This window comes from Listeria immobilis, assembly GCF_014322765.1.
GTDB classification, from domain to species: Bacteria; Bacillota; Bacilli; order Lactobacillales; family Listeriaceae; genus Listeria; species Listeria immobilis.
In genome coordinates this window covers 25,666-42,695 of the sequence record NZ_JAASTZ010000014.1, presented here as the reverse complement: position 1 = coordinate 42,695, position 17,030 = coordinate 25,666, and the positions used below count along the sequence as shown (strand labels likewise).

The window sequence follows — 17,030 nt, the reverse complement described above, 5'->3', positions numbered from 1 at the left end:
CTAGGTTTTCTTTTTCTATCAGATTAGTTGCTCGATTTATCTGGATTTTTCAATTCGGTTCTATAGATGTCCCTTTTGTGGAGAGTTCTCCATTGACTATTACATTAGAGCTACTTTTATTCCTCATCCTCCCCATATTTCTCCAAGAAAGCTTTTAACTTATCTTTTTTCACTTTTATTAAATATTCCACCCCATCTTCTTCCTCTTTAGGATTTTTCTTCGTTAAATCCCTCTGTCCCTTGAAATAAAAATCTCCGTCACTATTTAAATATCCTCCACCTATACTATGAGCTTTTTCATATCCTATACTGTAAAAATCCTGGCCATCTTCGCTTCCACCCATATCAATAATATCATACCCTATTGTGATATACTTATCTTTATATGTTGGATTAGAAAAATCCCAAGGACTTACTCCATCTGCATTGACATCAAAATAACGACTATCTCCATTTTCTAATCCTAGGTAAAACACCCATTTTTCTAGCTCTGCTTGGTAGACAAATTCACCTATAGCTCCACTTCCTAATTTATTTTGTGACAAATAAGAACTTAAATCATAATTTTTTACTACTTGTAGTTCATTCGTTAATTGGTAAATAGCCTTTGTTTCTTTGGAAAAAATATAAACATAATCTCCAAAAGCTTCTATACTATCGCAACTTGCTCGCGCATCTCCAAGAATCTCTGTAACCGATAACTTGTTTTTTAGTTTGCCATTCTTATCCCATATTACTAACAGTCCATCTTCTAGGTTGTTATCTTCTCTACATCCCATTACTTGATTTCCGTTGGGTAATTCGGTGGATACAGGGGACGATTTAGAAATCCCATTATTATATAAATCAAAATATACTCCCGAGAAATTAAAAATCCCTTCTGAATCAATTGTATCATCATTTCTCATGTCAAATTCTTTCCAGCCCTGCACTCCTAGTTTTAAATTAGCCTCTCTCTCTCCTGCTTTTCCAGAAATAGTTATTTTTTTTGTTTTTTTTATTTTCAGGTCTTTTCCTAGCCAGTAAAAAGAAATATTTCGACTAAACCTATTCTCTTGCACTCCAAACAACAACTCGTCATTATACACACGTAAAATATCACGTTCTTTATTTTTTTTATTTACCTTATAGACTTCTCCATAGGGAAAATCTCCTTTTTTAGCTTTTAGTCCAAATGAATCATCTTTTTCGCTCTCTTCTTGACTGCAACCTACAAGAAAAAGCATTGCAAATACTATCATTATTATTTTCTTTTTCATCTATTTCACCCCTTTGAAAATATAATCCTCATCTGCCGAACTCCAAGATTTTTCATTTACCAAGTAATATTCATGCAATTGGAGATAGTTCATTTCTTCTGGAAACTTTACTTCTTTACTAACTTTTGCCCTTTCTTTCCAACGCTTCATAATATCATTTGTTTCTTTTGTTGGATTTATTGCTACATCTACTGTGTGAGACTTTTCTGTTGTATTCGTTGTTATTGTACATGTCATAGCAAATTTATCTGCTGTGTTTACTAAGTTGTCTTTCGTTATCTTATTTTTTATCCGCTCATTTTCTGAATAGACACTAGCCGCATCGCCTACTGTTCCTACCACACTAAATACTTGCCCAGCAACTGGTATAAAGCCTACCCCATAAGCTACCATCGGAATGACCCAATTACCTTTATTAGCTTCCATCTGCTTTCTTAAATCTTCATTTTCATCATTATCTACCTGCGCGTCTACATTTCCATTAAAGTGTTTTATCACAAAAGTATCATCCAAAAAGCGCTTCCGTTCTGAATCTTTTGTGCCGTAACTTGGGTTTACATACTTGCTGTAATAAATCTCGAATTCCTCTGGACTCATGTACTGGCATGATCCATTTAACTCTACGTTCGATTTCCCTGTTTTAACCAGTTCAATGTCGTTTACTCGAAAATTACTTCCATCACTCATAGTATCCGCTAACCGTTTTTTATTTTTCAACTGAATAAGTAAGTAATAAAAAGCGGTTAATTGACTTCTTTTTTCTTCCTCATCTGGAAAAGCTCGGTTTTCTAGCAAATACTTCAAATAAGCCATCTCTTGTTCTAATCTAGCGGGGTCTTGAAGCAGCTCATTGGCGTAGTCTGCCATATTATCCAAGTTGCCATTATTCACTTCGTACAACTCTGCTAATTTCGCTGCTTCTAATTGGTAGTTCGCATTGCTTAATGCTTTTCCCTCTGGACTACTCCCGAATGCGCCACTCTGATAATTTATCGCTCCGTTTGCTGCTGTATAGTTTGTTTTAGCTGCGTCAATTGCTTTTCTCGTTGCTTCTACTAGTTGATGATAGGCATTGAGCGCATTCGCATGGTTTCCATCATACTCATCCATTTTATCTTTCACCTTTATCAGATGTGTATTAAGCTCGTTCATATTCGTTTCGAGTGGTCCGAAAAGTGGTGCTACTATTGGCATGGTATTTGATTCTGAATTACAGGTATCTATCCGTTTTTGTAGTTCTGCATGGGCCTGATACACATCTTCCACTTTTCTATCTGTTGTCGTGTTCAATTGAGTGATTTGATCTGTATCAATTTTAACGTCTCCTGCAGCGTCTACATTATCCTCAAAATCACTTCCTAATTTACCTACTACACGTACGTATTCATCTAACGCTCGATTTATACTGCCTATTATACTTGGATGTACTTCCCCCATGTATGCTTTGGCTCCGTCAAATGTCTTACTTTTCATCCCTTTATTTGTTCCACTAAAAGCTTGTTGTTGTTTTGAAACGGTTTCTAATTTGTTTATTGTGTTTTTACTGTATTTTTTTATTTCATTTTGAAAACTATCAAATTGTGTTGTATCCCAAACTTTAGTCATCTGCTCTTCACTTCCATTCTCTATTTGCTATTATTTGGTACTTGCTTTTGCACCAGCGTTTATAGCCGCCTCTAATGTGGCTGTTAGTTGAGACGCAACTTGTTTTTCATTGCTAACAATTTCTTCACTTGCTTTTCGAATTCGAGCTATATCACTTTTAAAAAGTGTTTGATACTCCCTTAAGCAAGTTATCATATCGTCGAATTTCGCTTCTGAATTCTTCACAGCCGGTACAAATTTATCAGGTAGTTCATTACTAGATGATAATTTTTTTACCTCTAGATCATTTGATACTGCTTGTAGTCTATTTAACAAATTAGCTACTACAGCAGAATCGTGTTCAATTTTAGAGTTTCCCATCCTACTTTCACTCCTCTTAAGGTCGATTATATAGTTCTTTGTTTTCCTCCGCTTTAATCAAACTTTTATATCCATTGATTGACTGGGTCTGTGCATTTATTAGTCTTGATATTTCTGCCTTCATATCGTCCAATTCTGTTAAATATTTGGCACTTGCACTTTGCAAGTCTTCGATATAATTAGCAGTTTTGTCGGCATTTTTACCTTTGAAATCTGAATCTGTTGATTTGATATTTTTGATATTCCTATGATTTTCATCATAAAAACTAGCCTGAGCATTAATATAATTCAGTAAATCTTTTAAAGCGCTTTTATTACTTTTGCAAACTCCAATTTGTTGTTGATAATAACTCACATCTGTCATATCCCATCTTCCTTTCTCTACTTTAGGAAATTACTCTAAATTTGCTTGCTAGTTTTCCGTTAATGTAGTAGCTCGTTCTTGGTGGTAAATCTGGTTCATCATAACTTCTAATATCTTGCGCAAATGTTGTTTGGTTTTTGATTTTCATGGACAACATTAGATTTGTGACATTCCGTAATGCCCTACCAACAATTGATCCATCTCTTCCTACGTCAGTTATATCGACTTGAATAATAAGATTTATATTAGTTTGGATTCTACTAGTCATCATTTCTTCTATCATTTGTTGTGCATCATTATCAAGTTGAGCAAAAACTTCCAAAGTATCGACTGCTATGTTAATTGGCTCTATCGTTTGGTAGTATGCAGCAAGCTCTGGTGGGTTAGATTTTTTAATCATTTCTGCTCTCAAATTATTTTCAGCATAGACCTCTTTTATAACTTCTTGGAAAGTCTCTGCATCTGAAATAAAATTAGTGTTTTCCGACTTAAAGCCAGTCAAATTATAATCAGAAAGATCTACCAAGTGTAGCTTCTGACCTGTTCCTTGAATTCCTCTAAGCATCGTATGGAAAATATTCTCATTTATAGTTGTTTCTGAACCTGTAACTAACCAAATTCGTTGTTTATTTATATCAATTCCAACCGGTAAGGCTGAATCCATATCAAAGCCAATAGGAACCAGTTTTGACTTAATTAATTTTTGAACATATGGCATTGCAATAAATGCATTGTAGTCCATTTTTTCTGGAACAACAGGTATCGCTTCTGGGAGTTCTCCGTTCCAGTTTTCCTCCATTTTCTTGGCTTCTGTTTTAATGTTGGCAATAGTCTCTAGGATATCTTCCCCTTCTGTCGGTGTGCTTACTTGGAAAATGGTTGGATTTTCAAGTTTTACCATTCCACGTCCAGGAAGTTCTTCGATAGTTAGATCGGTTCTTCCAACTAACGCTTTTGACTCTGTTAAATCAATATTAAACAGCGAAATAACCAACTTAAAGTTCATCAGCATTTGAGGTCTCATTGCTGCACCACGAATTGCTGAAACCGCTAAATGAATTCCAATTGCTGCTCCTTCTCGAGTTATTTGTATCAACATTTTTTCGAATTCTGGAGGTAATTCTGAATCTCGAACAACATCAAAACCGTCTAAAGTAATTAAAATATGTGGTAACTGCTTTTGACTAGCTTTTTCATATTGTTCTAATGAAGCTACACTATATTCACTCAATAATCGCTTGCGAGTTTCTATTTCTTGTTGAATTCGTTTTAAAAGTTTAGCAATTTTTTCTTCTTCGTCTAAACGCATTAAATCAGCTACATGTGGAATATCTTTCATTGCAAGCAACCCATTCGTCCCAAAATCAAGCAAATAAACATGCAACTGCTCTGGATTATGTTGTCTGGCAAGATCCATTACCAAACTTTGTAAGAAGGTAGATTTCCCGAATCCTGGGCTTGAGAACACTGCTACATGCCCATCTTTCGTCAAATCAAGTGTTAACGGCACTTGCGCTTGTAGTTCCGGTTGATCGAGCAATCCTATCGTTGCTTGTAATGGTTTTTTCGGTTCTTTCCATGCTTCTTCAAAATGAACTGGATGTAAATCTTGTGCGAAAATTCGTTCAGGTAGTGGTGGCAACCACGGTCTCGGCAATGCCTCAATCCCCGCAGCCTCTGTATACGCATGAATATGATCAATTACCGCATCCAGCTCACTCGGTAGTTTCGTCAGATCATCCTTCTTATCCAACCCACTCAAATCTTCTGTCAAAATATCATACTGACCTAAATCATTAATCGCATAAATCGTTGTATCTATATAATCTGTACTTTCTTTATCCGGCACATAATCCGCACCACTCCACGCACTTTGGAATAGCTCGTAAATTTCGTTATTACCGACTTGTAAATACGAACGTCCTGGCAACGTGATTTCTGCTGCATCTGGTGTTTTTAAAATTTCGTTCGAGTCGCTCGCATTTTGTACTTTGAGCGCGAGTTTAAATTTCGAGTTGGACCAGATTTGGTCATCTACTACGCCGCTTGGTTTTTGGGTCGCTAAGATTAAGTGGATTCCTAGAGAACGTCCGATACGTGCAGTCGAAACGAGTTCTTTCATAAATTCTGGTTGTTCGGATTTTAATTCAGCAAACTCATCAGAAATTAAGAATAAATGCGGCATTGGCTCGCTTGCCTTGCCTTGTTTGTATAGTTTTTGGTATTGGTTGATATGGTTTACATCGTGCTCACCAAATAACCGTTGCCTTTTCTGCAATTCGGCTTTGATGGAAGCAAGTGCACGCATCGACTGCGCTCCGTCCAAGTTGGTGATGGTTCCAAGTAAATGCGGCATATCTTTAAACAAGTTCGCCATTCCGCCACCTTTGTAGTCAATAAGCAGGAATGCGACTTCATAGGGGTGGAAATTGACGCCAAGTGAAATAATATAGGATTGAATGATTTCTGATTTACCAGAACCAGTCGTCCCAGCTACCAATCCGTGCGGTCCGTGTGCTTTTTCATGTAAATTCAGCTGCACGATATCGTCTTTTCCGCGAAGACCTAGTGGTACAGCAAGGCTCTTATAAGTTTCATTTTTTGCCCAGCGTCCAGCGATATTTAATTCCTCGACATGCTCTACCCCGTACATTTCCAGGAAAGTAACGGACTCTGGAATCGAGTTTTTTAAGTTTTGTAAATGGTTGAGTGGCGCCAAAGCTCGGCTAATGACTTCTTTGTCAAAATCAGCAGGCAAATGGTCTGGTACGAATGCACGATTGACTAAATCGCCTTGCTCCAAAATAATGTTTCCGCTTTTGGCATCACGAATATCCACGACTGTTTTCACGTGTTCTGGCAGGCTTTCCATAACATCTTGTACGAAAACTAACGAAACACCTAATTCGCTTGGATCTTCATTGAAAAATTCCATGACTGTATGATCTAAAATTAACTTTTCATCAGTAATTAACACCACATAATGCGGGCTAAAGTATAATTGTTCTTGTTTACTTGATTGTTCTGCTAGCGCTTGTTTACGCTCTTTTAAAATTTGATAAAGGGAATTAAGTACTTGGTCACGAGAGCGCTCATGGTAAACAAAGCCACGAACATTCACATCGCGCATGTTGGCATGTGGCAACCAGCGCATCCAGTCCCAATCTGCTTTTTCTTCTTCTGGAAAAATCGTAATAAATTGTAAATCATAATAACTATGAAAAAGAGACGTTTGCATCACTAACATTTGTAGTTGTTCCAGCACTAAACGACGTGGCCCGATATAGCCGACTGGACCATGCATTAGGTCTGTCGCTACAGGAACATCGTCAATAGATAAATATTGTCCTTTAATTTTTACAGCTTCTTCAATAAGTTCGTCTTTATCTTGACTAAATTCTTCTTGTTGAAAATCTACTTGAAAACTACTTGATTCCCCGCCACGACCAACACGGAATGTTAAGAAGTCATGATGGAACATGGTTTTTTCATAAATTCGCGAATCAACACGCAATGCCATTTTTTCTAGTTCTGTTACATCAGGATAATGGTAAGTTAGCGCATGACGTTGTTTTTCACTTGTTTCATGGAGTTCCTTTGTTTTGCGTTTTAAATAAAGGTCATAGCTTTCAATTCTTTGTTTAGTGTCGACTTTATATTTTTTACGTGATTTTATATAGTTGATAATTGCCATTGTAATAGTTACTGCTGACATCGCAATGGTCATGATGATATATAATCCGCGAGGCTGGAAAATAGATATTAAAACAGTAATTGCAACCATAATAAGCGGTGGCAAAATAATTTTAATTAAGCCGTCTGTCGGTTTGGAAGGTTTGCTGGACGGTTTTGCCATGCTAATTTTTTCTTCGGGAGCACGGTAAATAATCCGCGGCGAGCGGTGATAATCTGGATAGTCTTCTCCAAATGAATTATCCGCAGCAAATAATGGCGCTAATTTGCTTGTCACGCGATTTTTTGCAGCCAACACAATAATATCGTCTTTTCCAATGGTAATCGTCACACCGTCCGTATAAAGCTGATCACCCGGTTCTAATGTGCACTTCCCTGTCACCAATGCAAAATTATGATAAATTTCTCCCGTCAAAACTTGTAACTCAAAAAGCGCTGACTTTTCATCACGTAGTAGTAAGAAATCTGATTTAGTATCATCTATTGTGACATCATTCTCTGTCCCCGCTCCAAATGTGATAGAAAGATTAGATACGACATCATAAACTTGTGTAGACAAGTCTTGGCACAGGTAAAATGCTAATTTATCTACATTAACTGCTTCATTCACTTTGAGCGCAGTCGACCCGGCATTCCAAGATTCTTCATTATATTTAACTTCGATAGATTCCGCTAGTTCCGGATAAGTAATTTCGTGTTCCATGGTATTGCCGATTGTTACTATTTTTTCAGGGGACAAGCGTTGTTTATGGCATTGTTGCCCGTTACTAACAATTAATAAAGCCTCTCTATTCATGATTCATTCTCCCTTATTTTGCTTCTGTATTTGTTGATGCGTCTGTTTCACTTGCTTGTTCGTTCAGTTGGTCACTATATTCTTTCAAACTATCATCTAGTTTTTTCAGTTTATCAACTTTTTCATCGCCACTCATTTTTGTATCACTTTGCACTTGTTCGATTTGTTTCGTCAAGCTGTACATCGCAAGTGTCGGATCATCAAGAAGTTTGGCAGTATCTAGTGATTGGTTAAATTCACCACGACCATTATAAATCCAGTAAAGTAAATTCTTTTCATCTGATTTCAAGCTAATTGTACGCATAATATTTTCTTTCTTTTTGTCACTCATTTTTTCGCCATTTACGTAGGAATATGCTAATTCGTACTGGACAGATTGTGGCATTTTATCTGGTTCTACATCTTCTAAGCCAGTAATTACTTTATCGTAGTCGGTTTTCAGGAAATTCTCATTAGCTGTAAGCAAATCATTTTGAAGGGGTACTTTAACAAATGCAAAGTAACTTACAGGAATTGCTAATAGTACAGCAACAATAATAAACCCAACAGCCAAGCCTCTGAATGTTCCGTATTTTTTCTTTGGTACACGTGTCATATTTTTTTGAACGGTTTTACTTTCTTTTACATAAGCTTCTTCTAAAATCGCAGCAATATCTTGAATCGATTTCGCATCCAAAATACTTTTTTCAAAATGAGAGCCACGCGCACTGTTTAACGAACCATTATACAAATTATCAAAGCTATATTTTTTAGAAAACATGGCAATTACAAAACATTGATACTGTTTAAAGAGTGTTTCTTCACTTAGTTCGTACGGCGGTAAAATATTTTTAATACCTCTGTGAACTATCTTCGGGACTAAATTTATATCAAAAATAATATTATCCGGGTGCAAAAAGAAAGTATAACGCGTATTTAGCAACTCACTTAAATCTGCAATATTTTTTAGTGCGCGTAATTTGTCTTCCCGTTCCATCTTTTTAATTTGCTCAAACCCATATGTATGCTTATCAATATCATAAGAAATGGTGTAAGAGTCACTATCACTTGTAATCTTGGCAGGTACGAAATGAGCAGCTGGTTTTTCTAATAGTTCCAGTTGTCCCACTTCTTTGGCATGTGTTTTGGATATTGGAAAAGTAACGCTCCAAACTAAATCCTCATAAGTAAAATCGTATGTTGTTCCGTCCATTTCAGTTGTTTTATTCATCAATTTCATTCTCCTTTTTTTTCTATAAAATTTCTAAAATATCGCCGTCAGCAATTTGAAAATTAGTTAGTTTATCATCATCGCTTAGTAGTATTGCTTTGTTTGTCGTTTTTATGGTGCATTTCGATACATCTTTATACTCAATCTTTAGTGTTTCCGCCAAATTAATAATAAGTGCTTTAATTGGTTGATGGACGGGGATTCGCAGGTCATATTTACCTGCGCCCCAATTCGTAAAGTCAACTGTTACATTCATATGTGTATCTTTAGCCATTCTCATTTCCCCGCTTTCTATTCGAACACATTTCGCGCAGCCACATAAATTCCACCTGCTAATGCTATCAGTGTTCCTGCAATCGCTCCGCCAACCGTTTTCTGCTTTGTTTTTTGTGTTTCTTCTGCTGAATTCATTACTTTTACATCAGCCGTCTCATCTGCTGCGGTTGAATAATTATCCGTAAATAGTTTTTCTTTTGTTGTTTGAACAGTTTTCCCAGCAGCAGGCTCTTCTTCAAAAAGTGAGTCCTTAATTTTTTCATACTCCGCTTTTTCTGTTGCTTTTTGTTTCTTTATTTTCTTATCCATTTCATCTGTAAAAAGTGGTAGCCCGCTTTTATCAAGCTCCGTTTCTTGTGTATCTTTTAGTTCTTTCTTTTTTTCTTCTGCTGTTTTTTGTAGTCGATCGGTTTTAATGTCTAATTTTCCGTTGTTTTCGAGATAGCTATCCGATTCTGCTGCAAGCGCTCCTGGAGCAAATGCGAAACAAACTAAAAGAAGTAAAACTGCTACTTTAAATTTCATCTGATTGCTCCTCCTCTTCTTCATTTTTAGAACGATGCCATACAAATAAGTTAAGTGCTGTAAACAAGACAGCTGCACCGATTAAACTATACACAATTACGATGTAGTCTTGCTCCATTCTTATAACACCATTCAGCAGCTGCTCCATATATTGTAATGGGGAATAATTTCTAAATGTCGCAAAAACAGACTCATTATCAATGTTAAGTCCAACTGCATCTGTTAAGAATAAATATAGACTTAAAATCAACAAGATAATCGACATACCGATCATATTCAATTGACGTAAAAGATAGGAAAATCCTAATACTAGTGTCAACATAATTAATACACATAACCCTATCCATAAGAACATACCGATATTTCCAATTTCGATTATATATCCTGAAACAGCGCCAACAATTAATCCTTCAATAAGCGCTACACCGGCTGTTAGGAATGTAATTGGAATGTTTTTAAAGACAATGGACATTTCTTTTTCAAAATCATTTAATTGCACTCGTTTCTTCTCTTGATGCGATATAACATAACTAGTGAAAATTGCCAAGATAGTACAAATCAAGATAATAAAGTATGGTATTGATTTGTCTCCCGCAACAATAGTCCCAGCATTCATTTTATCCACTGGATTACTTAAGAAACTATATAGATTTTCGTTCTGTCTATCGCCAACTCGACTATTGTCCATGACTTTTGCAAAGTTCTTTTGGAAAGTTTGATCATCTTTTAGTTTTTCTTCTAAGTCATCTGATAAATTTGCTGCTTCTGATACGAGCGTTTCTCCACTTTTTTGGATACCTTTTGCCTCATTATCAATTGCATCAAAAGTTTTATAAACCACTTCCGCAGATTTCAAATTACCTTCCGAAGTTCCTGCTAGCGACTCACTTTCTGCAAGCAAACTAGCAAACTCAGAGTCTAGTTGCAGTGCAATCGTTCCTTCTTCGTTTGATTTCTCTACAACAACATCATTTTGATCGATTAATTCATTACTTGCACTTCTCCATGATTCAAGATTTTCAAGCGTTAGCGCTAAGTTTGTATTTAAGTTGACAGCTTCCTGACTTGTCTCCGTTAGCCTTGCAGTAACGTCTTCTGATCTATTTGCCGCCTCGGCCATCACTGATTTATAATCTGTAATTCGCTGTTCAAAAGCTTTTATCTCTTTCGTGTAATCTGCTACAAAGCGATCTGTTGTTAGATTAACAAAACTACCTATAATATCTTCTTTATTAAAAATGTAGTAATAGGAAGTAGTCTTAGCAACATTTTCCAACGTAACACCTGATTGACTGAAATCTGGCATTCTCTCTGAATTATTCGCATCTATTCCGTAAAACAAATCAAACAGTACTTGTAATTTGTAGTAATCTTTTACCGTATTAGCTATTGCTTTCACTGATGACTGAGTTTCGCTAAGATATGTTGGCTCAATTACATTAATAGGCTCAACTTCTTTTCTAACTTTAGTATCTTCATCTGGCGTTTCAGTCCCGGAATCCGGATCAGTACCATCATCTGGATTAGTACCGTCGTCTGGATTAGTACCATCACCTGTTTCAGTATCTTCGGTTGGAATTACTGGAAGCTCATTCGAATCTTGTTTTTCGTATTGTTGTAAGGTCGCATTCCAGTTCACAGCTCCAGAAAGAGGAACTGTTTGACCCTCATTTAGTTTCGCGAGTCCAGTTATTTTGATGTCCACCGGGTTCGTTGAGGCTGGTAAAGTTAATTTTATTCCATTAGCTCCATACGGCTCCTGCGTAACTAACTCCGATTGTCCTTCTGCGCTTATCGTACAAACAACATTACTAAATGAAAATCTCTCATCTAAAGTAAGGAATATTTCCGATGTATACTCACTCGCTGGTAAAGTGTATGCTGTACTTTCTAATGCTATTCCGTTATTTTTCAGATTATTGATTGTGTTACTTTTAATCGTGTCTGTCGGTAGCGGTTTTTCGTCTGTTTTAAACTGGAAATCTTCACCAAATGCGCTTCGATGGCCATAGTAATATTCTTTAGATAGCTCTATTACATTTTTGTACATCGCTTCATCTAATCCAAGTTCCGCTAATTGCTGCGAGTTATAGGTTGGTAAAGCTTTGATGGCTTTTACAAGTCGTTTGTTAAAACCATCATTTATATCTTCTCCAGTCAAATCTTTTAAATCTATTTCATTTAATTCTTCTGAGTACTCATTTGTTTGTAAAATCCGCAATAAGTCATTATAAACGGCTGTTCGAAAATCGTCATTTAGCGTTCCGTTAATTTCCGCATCCAGCGCATCAATTCTCGCATTTACATCTGCAATATAGTTTTGTAAACCTTGTGTTTGGGACAAAAGTGTATTGCTATCATTTAAGACTTGAAATTCCGTTGTCATTTGATCGTTTGCTTGTTCTAATGCTGCTGTCTGATTTCTAATATCATCCGCCGAAAGTGAACCATCAAATTTGTGCAAGTCTTCTGTAAAACTTTCTGCAAACGGAACATTGTCTTCTTGAGTTTTTACGAAAGCGTCCATATTCTTCATATATTCTGCATTTTCTTTTTTAGAATTATTTAAGCTTTCTTCAAATTCTTTCATAATATCCTGGAAACCTTGGAAGCTCTCTTTGGATGTCCCAGTGTAGTCCTGTACGGTTTTAAATTGCTTTGTATAATTCGATAGCGGGTTATTTACGTCTTCATCATAAACACCATTATATTCTTTTTCTGCTTTAACTAACGTACCAATATTATCCTGCGCTTCTTGTAAGGTTGTTAGAATGCTCGCAAAATAAACATCAATTATACGTTTGTTGAAATCTTCCAATACATTAGCTGCTGTTTTCTCAGCCTCTGCTTTCAAATCGCTATTCCCTACATCATTTACTTTGTAGCTAATTGTCACTTTTTCTGGGTTATCGGACGTCATTGATAATGCTTTTTCAGAAAAGTCACTTGGAATAACAATCATCATATTGTATACATCTCGTTTTAAGCCACTTTCTGCAACTCCGCGACTTACAACGTACCATTCATGTTGATCATCTTTTTCAATACTTTTAACAAATTGATTTCCAAATTCTACTTGTTTTCCTTGGAACTTGTCACCTTGGTCCTCATTCACAAGGGCAATCGTCATCTTATGTGCTTTTTCTACTCCATCTTCATCTGCCTCTTTTTTTGTCCCTTGATTTAAGGCTAAATAGGTAATCCCCGCCGATAAAAAAATCGCCAAGACTAAAAAGAGTAAAATACTCCATTTTACTTTCTTCATTCATGTCCCACTCCCGCTGTGCTATTTTTATATAAATACCATTGGAGGTATCTGCTTTCTATTTTAGAAAAAGCCATGCAAAAAACTGCATGGCTTTTCGTAAAGCATCAAACTATTTTGTATGTATGCTCTACTCTTGTTGATTTTAGAATCCAAAGTTTTGAGAAAGTTGTTGATCATGCTCTTCAACTGCATTAGCTGTTTTCTCAAGTTGAGCATTAATTTGATCCATTAGGTTCGCAAATTCCGTTACTTTTGGTCTTAATTGTTCAAACTGCTCATCAAAACGAGCAAAAGCTTGACCTTCCCATTCGCTTCGAAGTTGCTCTTGTAATTGGCTCAAACGGCTTAAAATATCTTCAATGTCTCTACCACTTTGACCATAAGTCTTAGCACGATCACGTAGCTCGCTTGGACTCATACGAATTTGACCTGACATTCACTTCATCTCCTCTATTATCTATTGTGAATTAGATATCACTATCAAATTATATCATAAATTCACAATCTAAAATGTGACAATAAAATGAATAAAACGCCTTATTTTCCTTGTAAATCTGTATATTTATATAGGGCTCCATTTATCAAAAAGAGGTTTTTTTCACATATTTATTTACGATACTTTGTTTTTTATCTTTTTGTTATATAAAACGATAAAAAATACATATTTTAAAAGTCTGTTTTTTATAGCACTTTTTTCCGTTAACTTATCAAAAAACTCCTTGAGGAATATCCCCAAGGAGTTCTATTAATTCTATTTTAAGCTAAACGCCACACGCTATTTACAACATGTGTTTGAGAGCGATCTGGACCTACAGAAAACATTGAAACTTGTACACCAGTAAGTTGCGCAATACGCTCCATATAATGGCGGCAGTTCGCTGGTAGTTCATCCAAAGAGCTAACACCTGTAATATCTTCTGTCCAACCTGGTAATTCTTCATAAACAGGTTCACAACGAGCCAAATCTTTTAAGCTTGCTGGAAATTCTGTTATTGTTTTTCCGTCTAATTTGTATGCAACACAGATTTTAAGTGTTTCAATTCCTGTAAGCACATCTAATAGTGTCAGTGATAAATCAGTTAAGCCACTCACACGACGGGCGTGACGAACAACAACACTATCAAACCAACCAACACGACGCGGACGACCAGTAGTTGTTCCGTATTCACGACCAACTTCACGAATATTATCACCAACCGCATCAAATAATTCAGTTGGGAATGGACCATCACCAACACGAGTTGTATAAGCTTTTGCTACACCAACTACATGGTTAATTTTCGATGGACCTACTCCACTACCAATTGTAACACCACCGGCGATTGGGTTACTTGAAGTTACAAATGGATAGGTTCCTTGGTCGATATCAAGCATAACTCCTTGCGCACCTTCAAATAAGACACGTTTCCCATCATCAAGTGCATCATTTAAAACGACAGACGTATCGCAAACATAGTCTTTAAATTGTTGACCATATTCGTAGTACTCTTCCAAAATATCTTCTAATTTAAAGCCTTTTAGTTCATAAAAACGTTCTAATAAACGATTTTTTTCACCAAGGTTATGCTCTAATTTTTCTTTAAAAGTTTCTTTATCTAATAAATCAATAATTCGAATCCCAACACGAGCTGCCTTATCCATATATGCTGGACCGATTCCTTTTTTCGTTGTACCGATTTTATTAGCGCCTTTGCGTTCTTCATCAGCTTCATCAATGCGAATGTGATACGGTAAAATAATATGCGCACGGTTAGAAATACGCAAATTAGAAGTATCCACGCCTTTATCATGAAGATATTTTAACTCCTCCACTAAAGCCTTTGGATCAACAACCATACCGTTACCAATCACACTAATTTTTTCTTTGTAAAAAATACCAGATGGAATTAAGTGTAATTTATACGTTTCGCCATCAAATTTAATGGTATGACCCGCATTGTTTCCGCCTTGATATCTAGCAATCGCTTCTGCATTCTCGGAAAGAAAATCTGTAATCTTCCCTTTTCCTTCATCGCCCCACTGTGTTCCTACTACAACAACTGAAGACATTTAAACACCTCATTTAATTGGTCTTTGATAGCTATGACTTTCTCACAGCCCCTTCATTTTCCACTATACATTGTACCGTTTGCTACTAAAATAGTCAATGGATTTACGAACATTGATTTGTAAGCAAAATTTATCGTTCGCTTTTTTAAACATTTTAAATCAATTTCAATGCTTGTTCTTAAAAATTAGCCTCTTTTTTACACAAAATAAAAACCTTGGAGACTCCAATATCGATTAGAATTTCACAAGGTTTTTGTATTAAGCCATGGCGTCATCATACCGCACTTCTAAATTCACAAACTTATTATATTCTTTTACAAAGGCTAACTTCACATCACCAACTGGACCATTACGCTGTTTTGCAATAATAATCTCAATAGTGCCATCATTTTCGCCTTCCCGGTCATAATAATCTTCCCGGTATAAAAAGGCAACAATATCAGCATCTTGCTCAATCGAACCAGATTCACGAATATCTGACATCATTGGTCGTTTATCTTGGCGTTGCTCTACGCTACGAGATAACTGCGAAAGTGCAATAACTGGTACTTCGAGTTCCCGAGCTAATGCTTTTAGCGACCGTGAAATCTCAGAAACTTCTTGTTGTCTATTTTCTCCGCCACGACCACTTCCGGCAATTAGCTGCAAGTAGTCAATGACGATCATGCCAAGACCCGCCTCTTGTTTTAAACGACGACATTTGGAACGTATCTCATTTACACGAACACCCGGGGTATCATCAATATAAATTCCCGAATTAGAAAGGGTTCCCATTGCAATGGTCAGCTTCTGCCAATCTTCACTAGTCAAAGCTCCTGTCCGCAAGTTCTGTGCATTAATATTCCCTTCTGCACAGAGCATCCGCATAACAAGTTGTTCCGCACCCATTTCGAGACTGAAAATCGCCACATTCTCATCTGTTTTGGTCGCCACATTTTGAGCAATATTTAACGCAAAGGCTGTTTTACCTACAGAGGGACGCGCTGCTACGATGATTAAGTCATTGCGCTGGAATCCTGCTGTCATTTTATCAAGCTCGTTAAATCCAGTTGGAATTCCAGTAATGTCTCCTTTACGATTATGCAGAATTTCAATGTCATCATAGGTTTTAACCAAGACATCTTTAATATTCTTGAAGGCGCCGACATTTTTTCGTTGTGACACTTCCAAGATACTCTTTTCCGCCTCGTCCATCAGCATATCCAGCTCGTCTTCGCGTGAATAGCCGTCTGTAGCAATTTGGGTCGCCGTTCGAATTAAACGCCTCAAAAGCGCCTTGTCCTCGATTATATGCGCATAGTATTCCAAGTTTGCCGCGGTTGGCACAGCTCCGGATAACTCGGTCAAATAAGGTAAACCACCTACATCTTCCAAATTACCCTTCGCAGCAAGTGCCTCATAAACGGTTAATACGTCGACAGCCTTCCCATGGTCATTCAAATCAAGCATCGTTTCAAAAATCAATTGATGACCAGTTCGATAAAAATCATCCGGCATTAAAATTTCAGAAGCAGTAATCAGTGCATTAGGCTCAAGAAATATCGCGCCCAGTACAGCTTGTTCAGCTTCAATATTTTGTGGTGGTGTTCTGTCCTGGAAATTATTATCCACTGTCTTACGCTCCC

12 protein-coding genes are annotated in these 17,030 nt (G+C 36.7%); all 12 read right to left on the bottom strand.

Features of this window, described 5'->3' with window-relative positions; all coding sequences use genetic code 11:
- Window positions 1–116: 116 nt before the first annotated feature.
- The 12 genes from HCJ50_RS11150 to dnaB all read right to left on the bottom strand — a co-directional run bounded on the left by HCJ50_RS11150 (window position 117) and on the right by dnaB (window position 17,016).
- Entirely contained in the window at window positions 117–1,259 is a 1,143-nt protein-coding gene (locus HCJ50_RS11150; RefSeq protein WP_185344384.1) for a hypothetical protein, read from the bottom strand.
- Window positions 1,260–2,864, bottom strand: coding sequence for a T7SS effector LXG polymorphic toxin (locus HCJ50_RS11145; protein ID WP_185395697.1), 1,605 nt, complete (start codon window positions 2,862–2,864; stop codon window positions 1,260–1,262). It abuts the gene before it with no gap.
- A 30-nt stretch (window positions 2,865–2,894) separates the two neighbouring features.
- Window positions 2,895–3,224, bottom strand: coding sequence for a hypothetical protein (locus HCJ50_RS11140; protein ID WP_185344380.1), 330 nt, complete (start codon window positions 3,222–3,224; stop codon window positions 2,895–2,897).
- A gap of 16 nt (window positions 3,225–3,240) precedes the next feature.
- On the bottom strand, window positions 3,241–3,588 hold the full coding sequence (locus HCJ50_RS11135; RefSeq protein ID WP_185344378.1) for a hypothetical protein: 348 nt from the start codon (window positions 3,586–3,588) through the stop codon (window positions 3,241–3,243).
- 22 nt (window positions 3,589–3,610) lie between these two features.
- The gene (gene essC, locus HCJ50_RS11130) at window positions 3,611–8,077 is read right to left on the bottom strand and encodes a type VII secretion protein EssC (RefSeq protein WP_185344376.1); all 4,467 of its coding nucleotides are present in this window, start codon (window positions 8,075–8,077) and stop codon (window positions 3,611–3,613) included.
- A 13-nt stretch (window positions 8,078–8,090) separates the two neighbouring features.
- Window positions 8,091–9,287, bottom strand: a complete 1,197-nt coding sequence (essB, locus tag HCJ50_RS11125; RefSeq protein ID WP_185344374.1) for a type VII secretion protein EssB — start codon at window positions 9,285–9,287, stop codon at window positions 8,091–8,093.
- A gap of 22 nt (window positions 9,288–9,309) precedes the next feature.
- On the bottom strand, window positions 9,310–9,561 hold the full coding sequence (locus HCJ50_RS11120; RefSeq protein WP_003718141.1) for an EsaB/YukD family protein: 252 nt from the start codon (window positions 9,559–9,561) through the stop codon (window positions 9,310–9,312).
- A 17-nt stretch (window positions 9,562–9,578) separates the two neighbouring features.
- The gene (gene essA, locus HCJ50_RS11115) at window positions 9,579–10,088 is read right to left on the bottom strand and encodes a type VII secretion protein EssA (protein WP_185344373.1); all 510 of its coding nucleotides are present in this window, start codon (window positions 10,086–10,088) and stop codon (window positions 9,579–9,581) included.
- The gene (esaA, locus tag HCJ50_RS11110; protein ID WP_185395698.1) at window positions 10,078–13,353 is read right to left on the bottom strand and encodes a type VII secretion protein EsaA; all 3,276 of its coding nucleotides are present in this window, start codon (window positions 13,351–13,353) and stop codon (window positions 10,078–10,080) included. The genes essA and esaA overlap by 11 nt, the downstream gene beginning before the upstream one ends.
- A 145-nt stretch (window positions 13,354–13,498) precedes the next feature.
- Window positions 13,499–13,792, bottom strand: coding sequence for a WXG100 family type VII secretion target (locus tag HCJ50_RS11105; protein WP_003718138.1), 294 nt, complete (start codon window positions 13,790–13,792; stop codon window positions 13,499–13,501).
- A 320-nt stretch (window positions 13,793–14,112) separates the two neighbouring features.
- Window positions 14,113–15,405, bottom strand: coding sequence for an adenylosuccinate synthase (locus HCJ50_RS11100; protein ID WP_185344367.1), 1,293 nt, complete (start codon window positions 15,403–15,405; stop codon window positions 14,113–14,115).
- Window positions 15,406–15,663: 258 nt separating this feature from the next.
- Window positions 15,664–17,016 carry a replicative DNA helicase gene (dnaB, locus tag HCJ50_RS11095; protein ID WP_185344365.1) on the bottom strand — a complete coding sequence of 451 codons (1,353 nt, stop codon included), beginning with the start codon at window positions 17,014–17,016 and terminating at the stop codon, window positions 15,664–15,666.
- Window positions 17,017–17,030: the final 14 nt, after the last annotated feature.

Coding starts and splice junctions, on each gene's coding strand:
- HCJ50_RS11120 (WP_003718141.1), bottom strand. CDS start 9,561: ATGGCTAAAGATACACATATGAATGTAACAGTTGACTTTACGAATTGG.
- essC (WP_185344376.1), bottom strand. CDS start 8,077: ATGAATAGAGAGGCTTTATTAATTGTTAGTAACGGGCAACAATGCCAT.
- HCJ50_RS11150 (WP_185344384.1), bottom strand. CDS start 1,259: ATGAAAAAGAAAATAATAATGATAGTATTTGCAATGCTTTTTCTTGTA.
- HCJ50_RS11100 (WP_185344367.1), bottom strand. CDS start 15,405: ATGTCTTCAGTTGTTGTAGTAGGAACACAGTGGGGCGATGAAGGAAAA.
- HCJ50_RS11145 (WP_185395697.1), bottom strand. CDS start 2,864: ATGACTAAAGTTTGGGATACAACACAATTTGATAGTTTTCAAAATGAA.
- HCJ50_RS11105 (WP_003718138.1), bottom strand. CDS start 13,792: ATGTCAGGTCAAATTCGTATGAGTCCAAGCGAGCTACGTGATCGTGCT.
- HCJ50_RS11140 (WP_185344380.1), bottom strand. CDS start 3,224: ATGGGAAACTCTAAAATTGAACACGATTCTGCTGTAGTAGCTAATTTG.
- HCJ50_RS11135 (WP_185344378.1), bottom strand. CDS start 3,588: ATGACAGATGTGAGTTATTATCAACAACAAATTGGAGTTTGCAAAAGT.
- essA (WP_185344373.1), bottom strand. CDS start 10,088: ATGAAATTTAAAGTAGCAGTTTTACTTCTTTTAGTTTGTTTCGCATTT.
- esaA (WP_185395698.1), bottom strand. CDS start 13,353: ATGAAGAAAGTAAAATGGAGTATTTTACTCTTTTTAGTCTTGGCGATT.
- essB (WP_185344374.1), bottom strand. CDS start 9,287: ATGAATAAAACAACTGAAATGGACGGAACAACATACGATTTTACTTAT.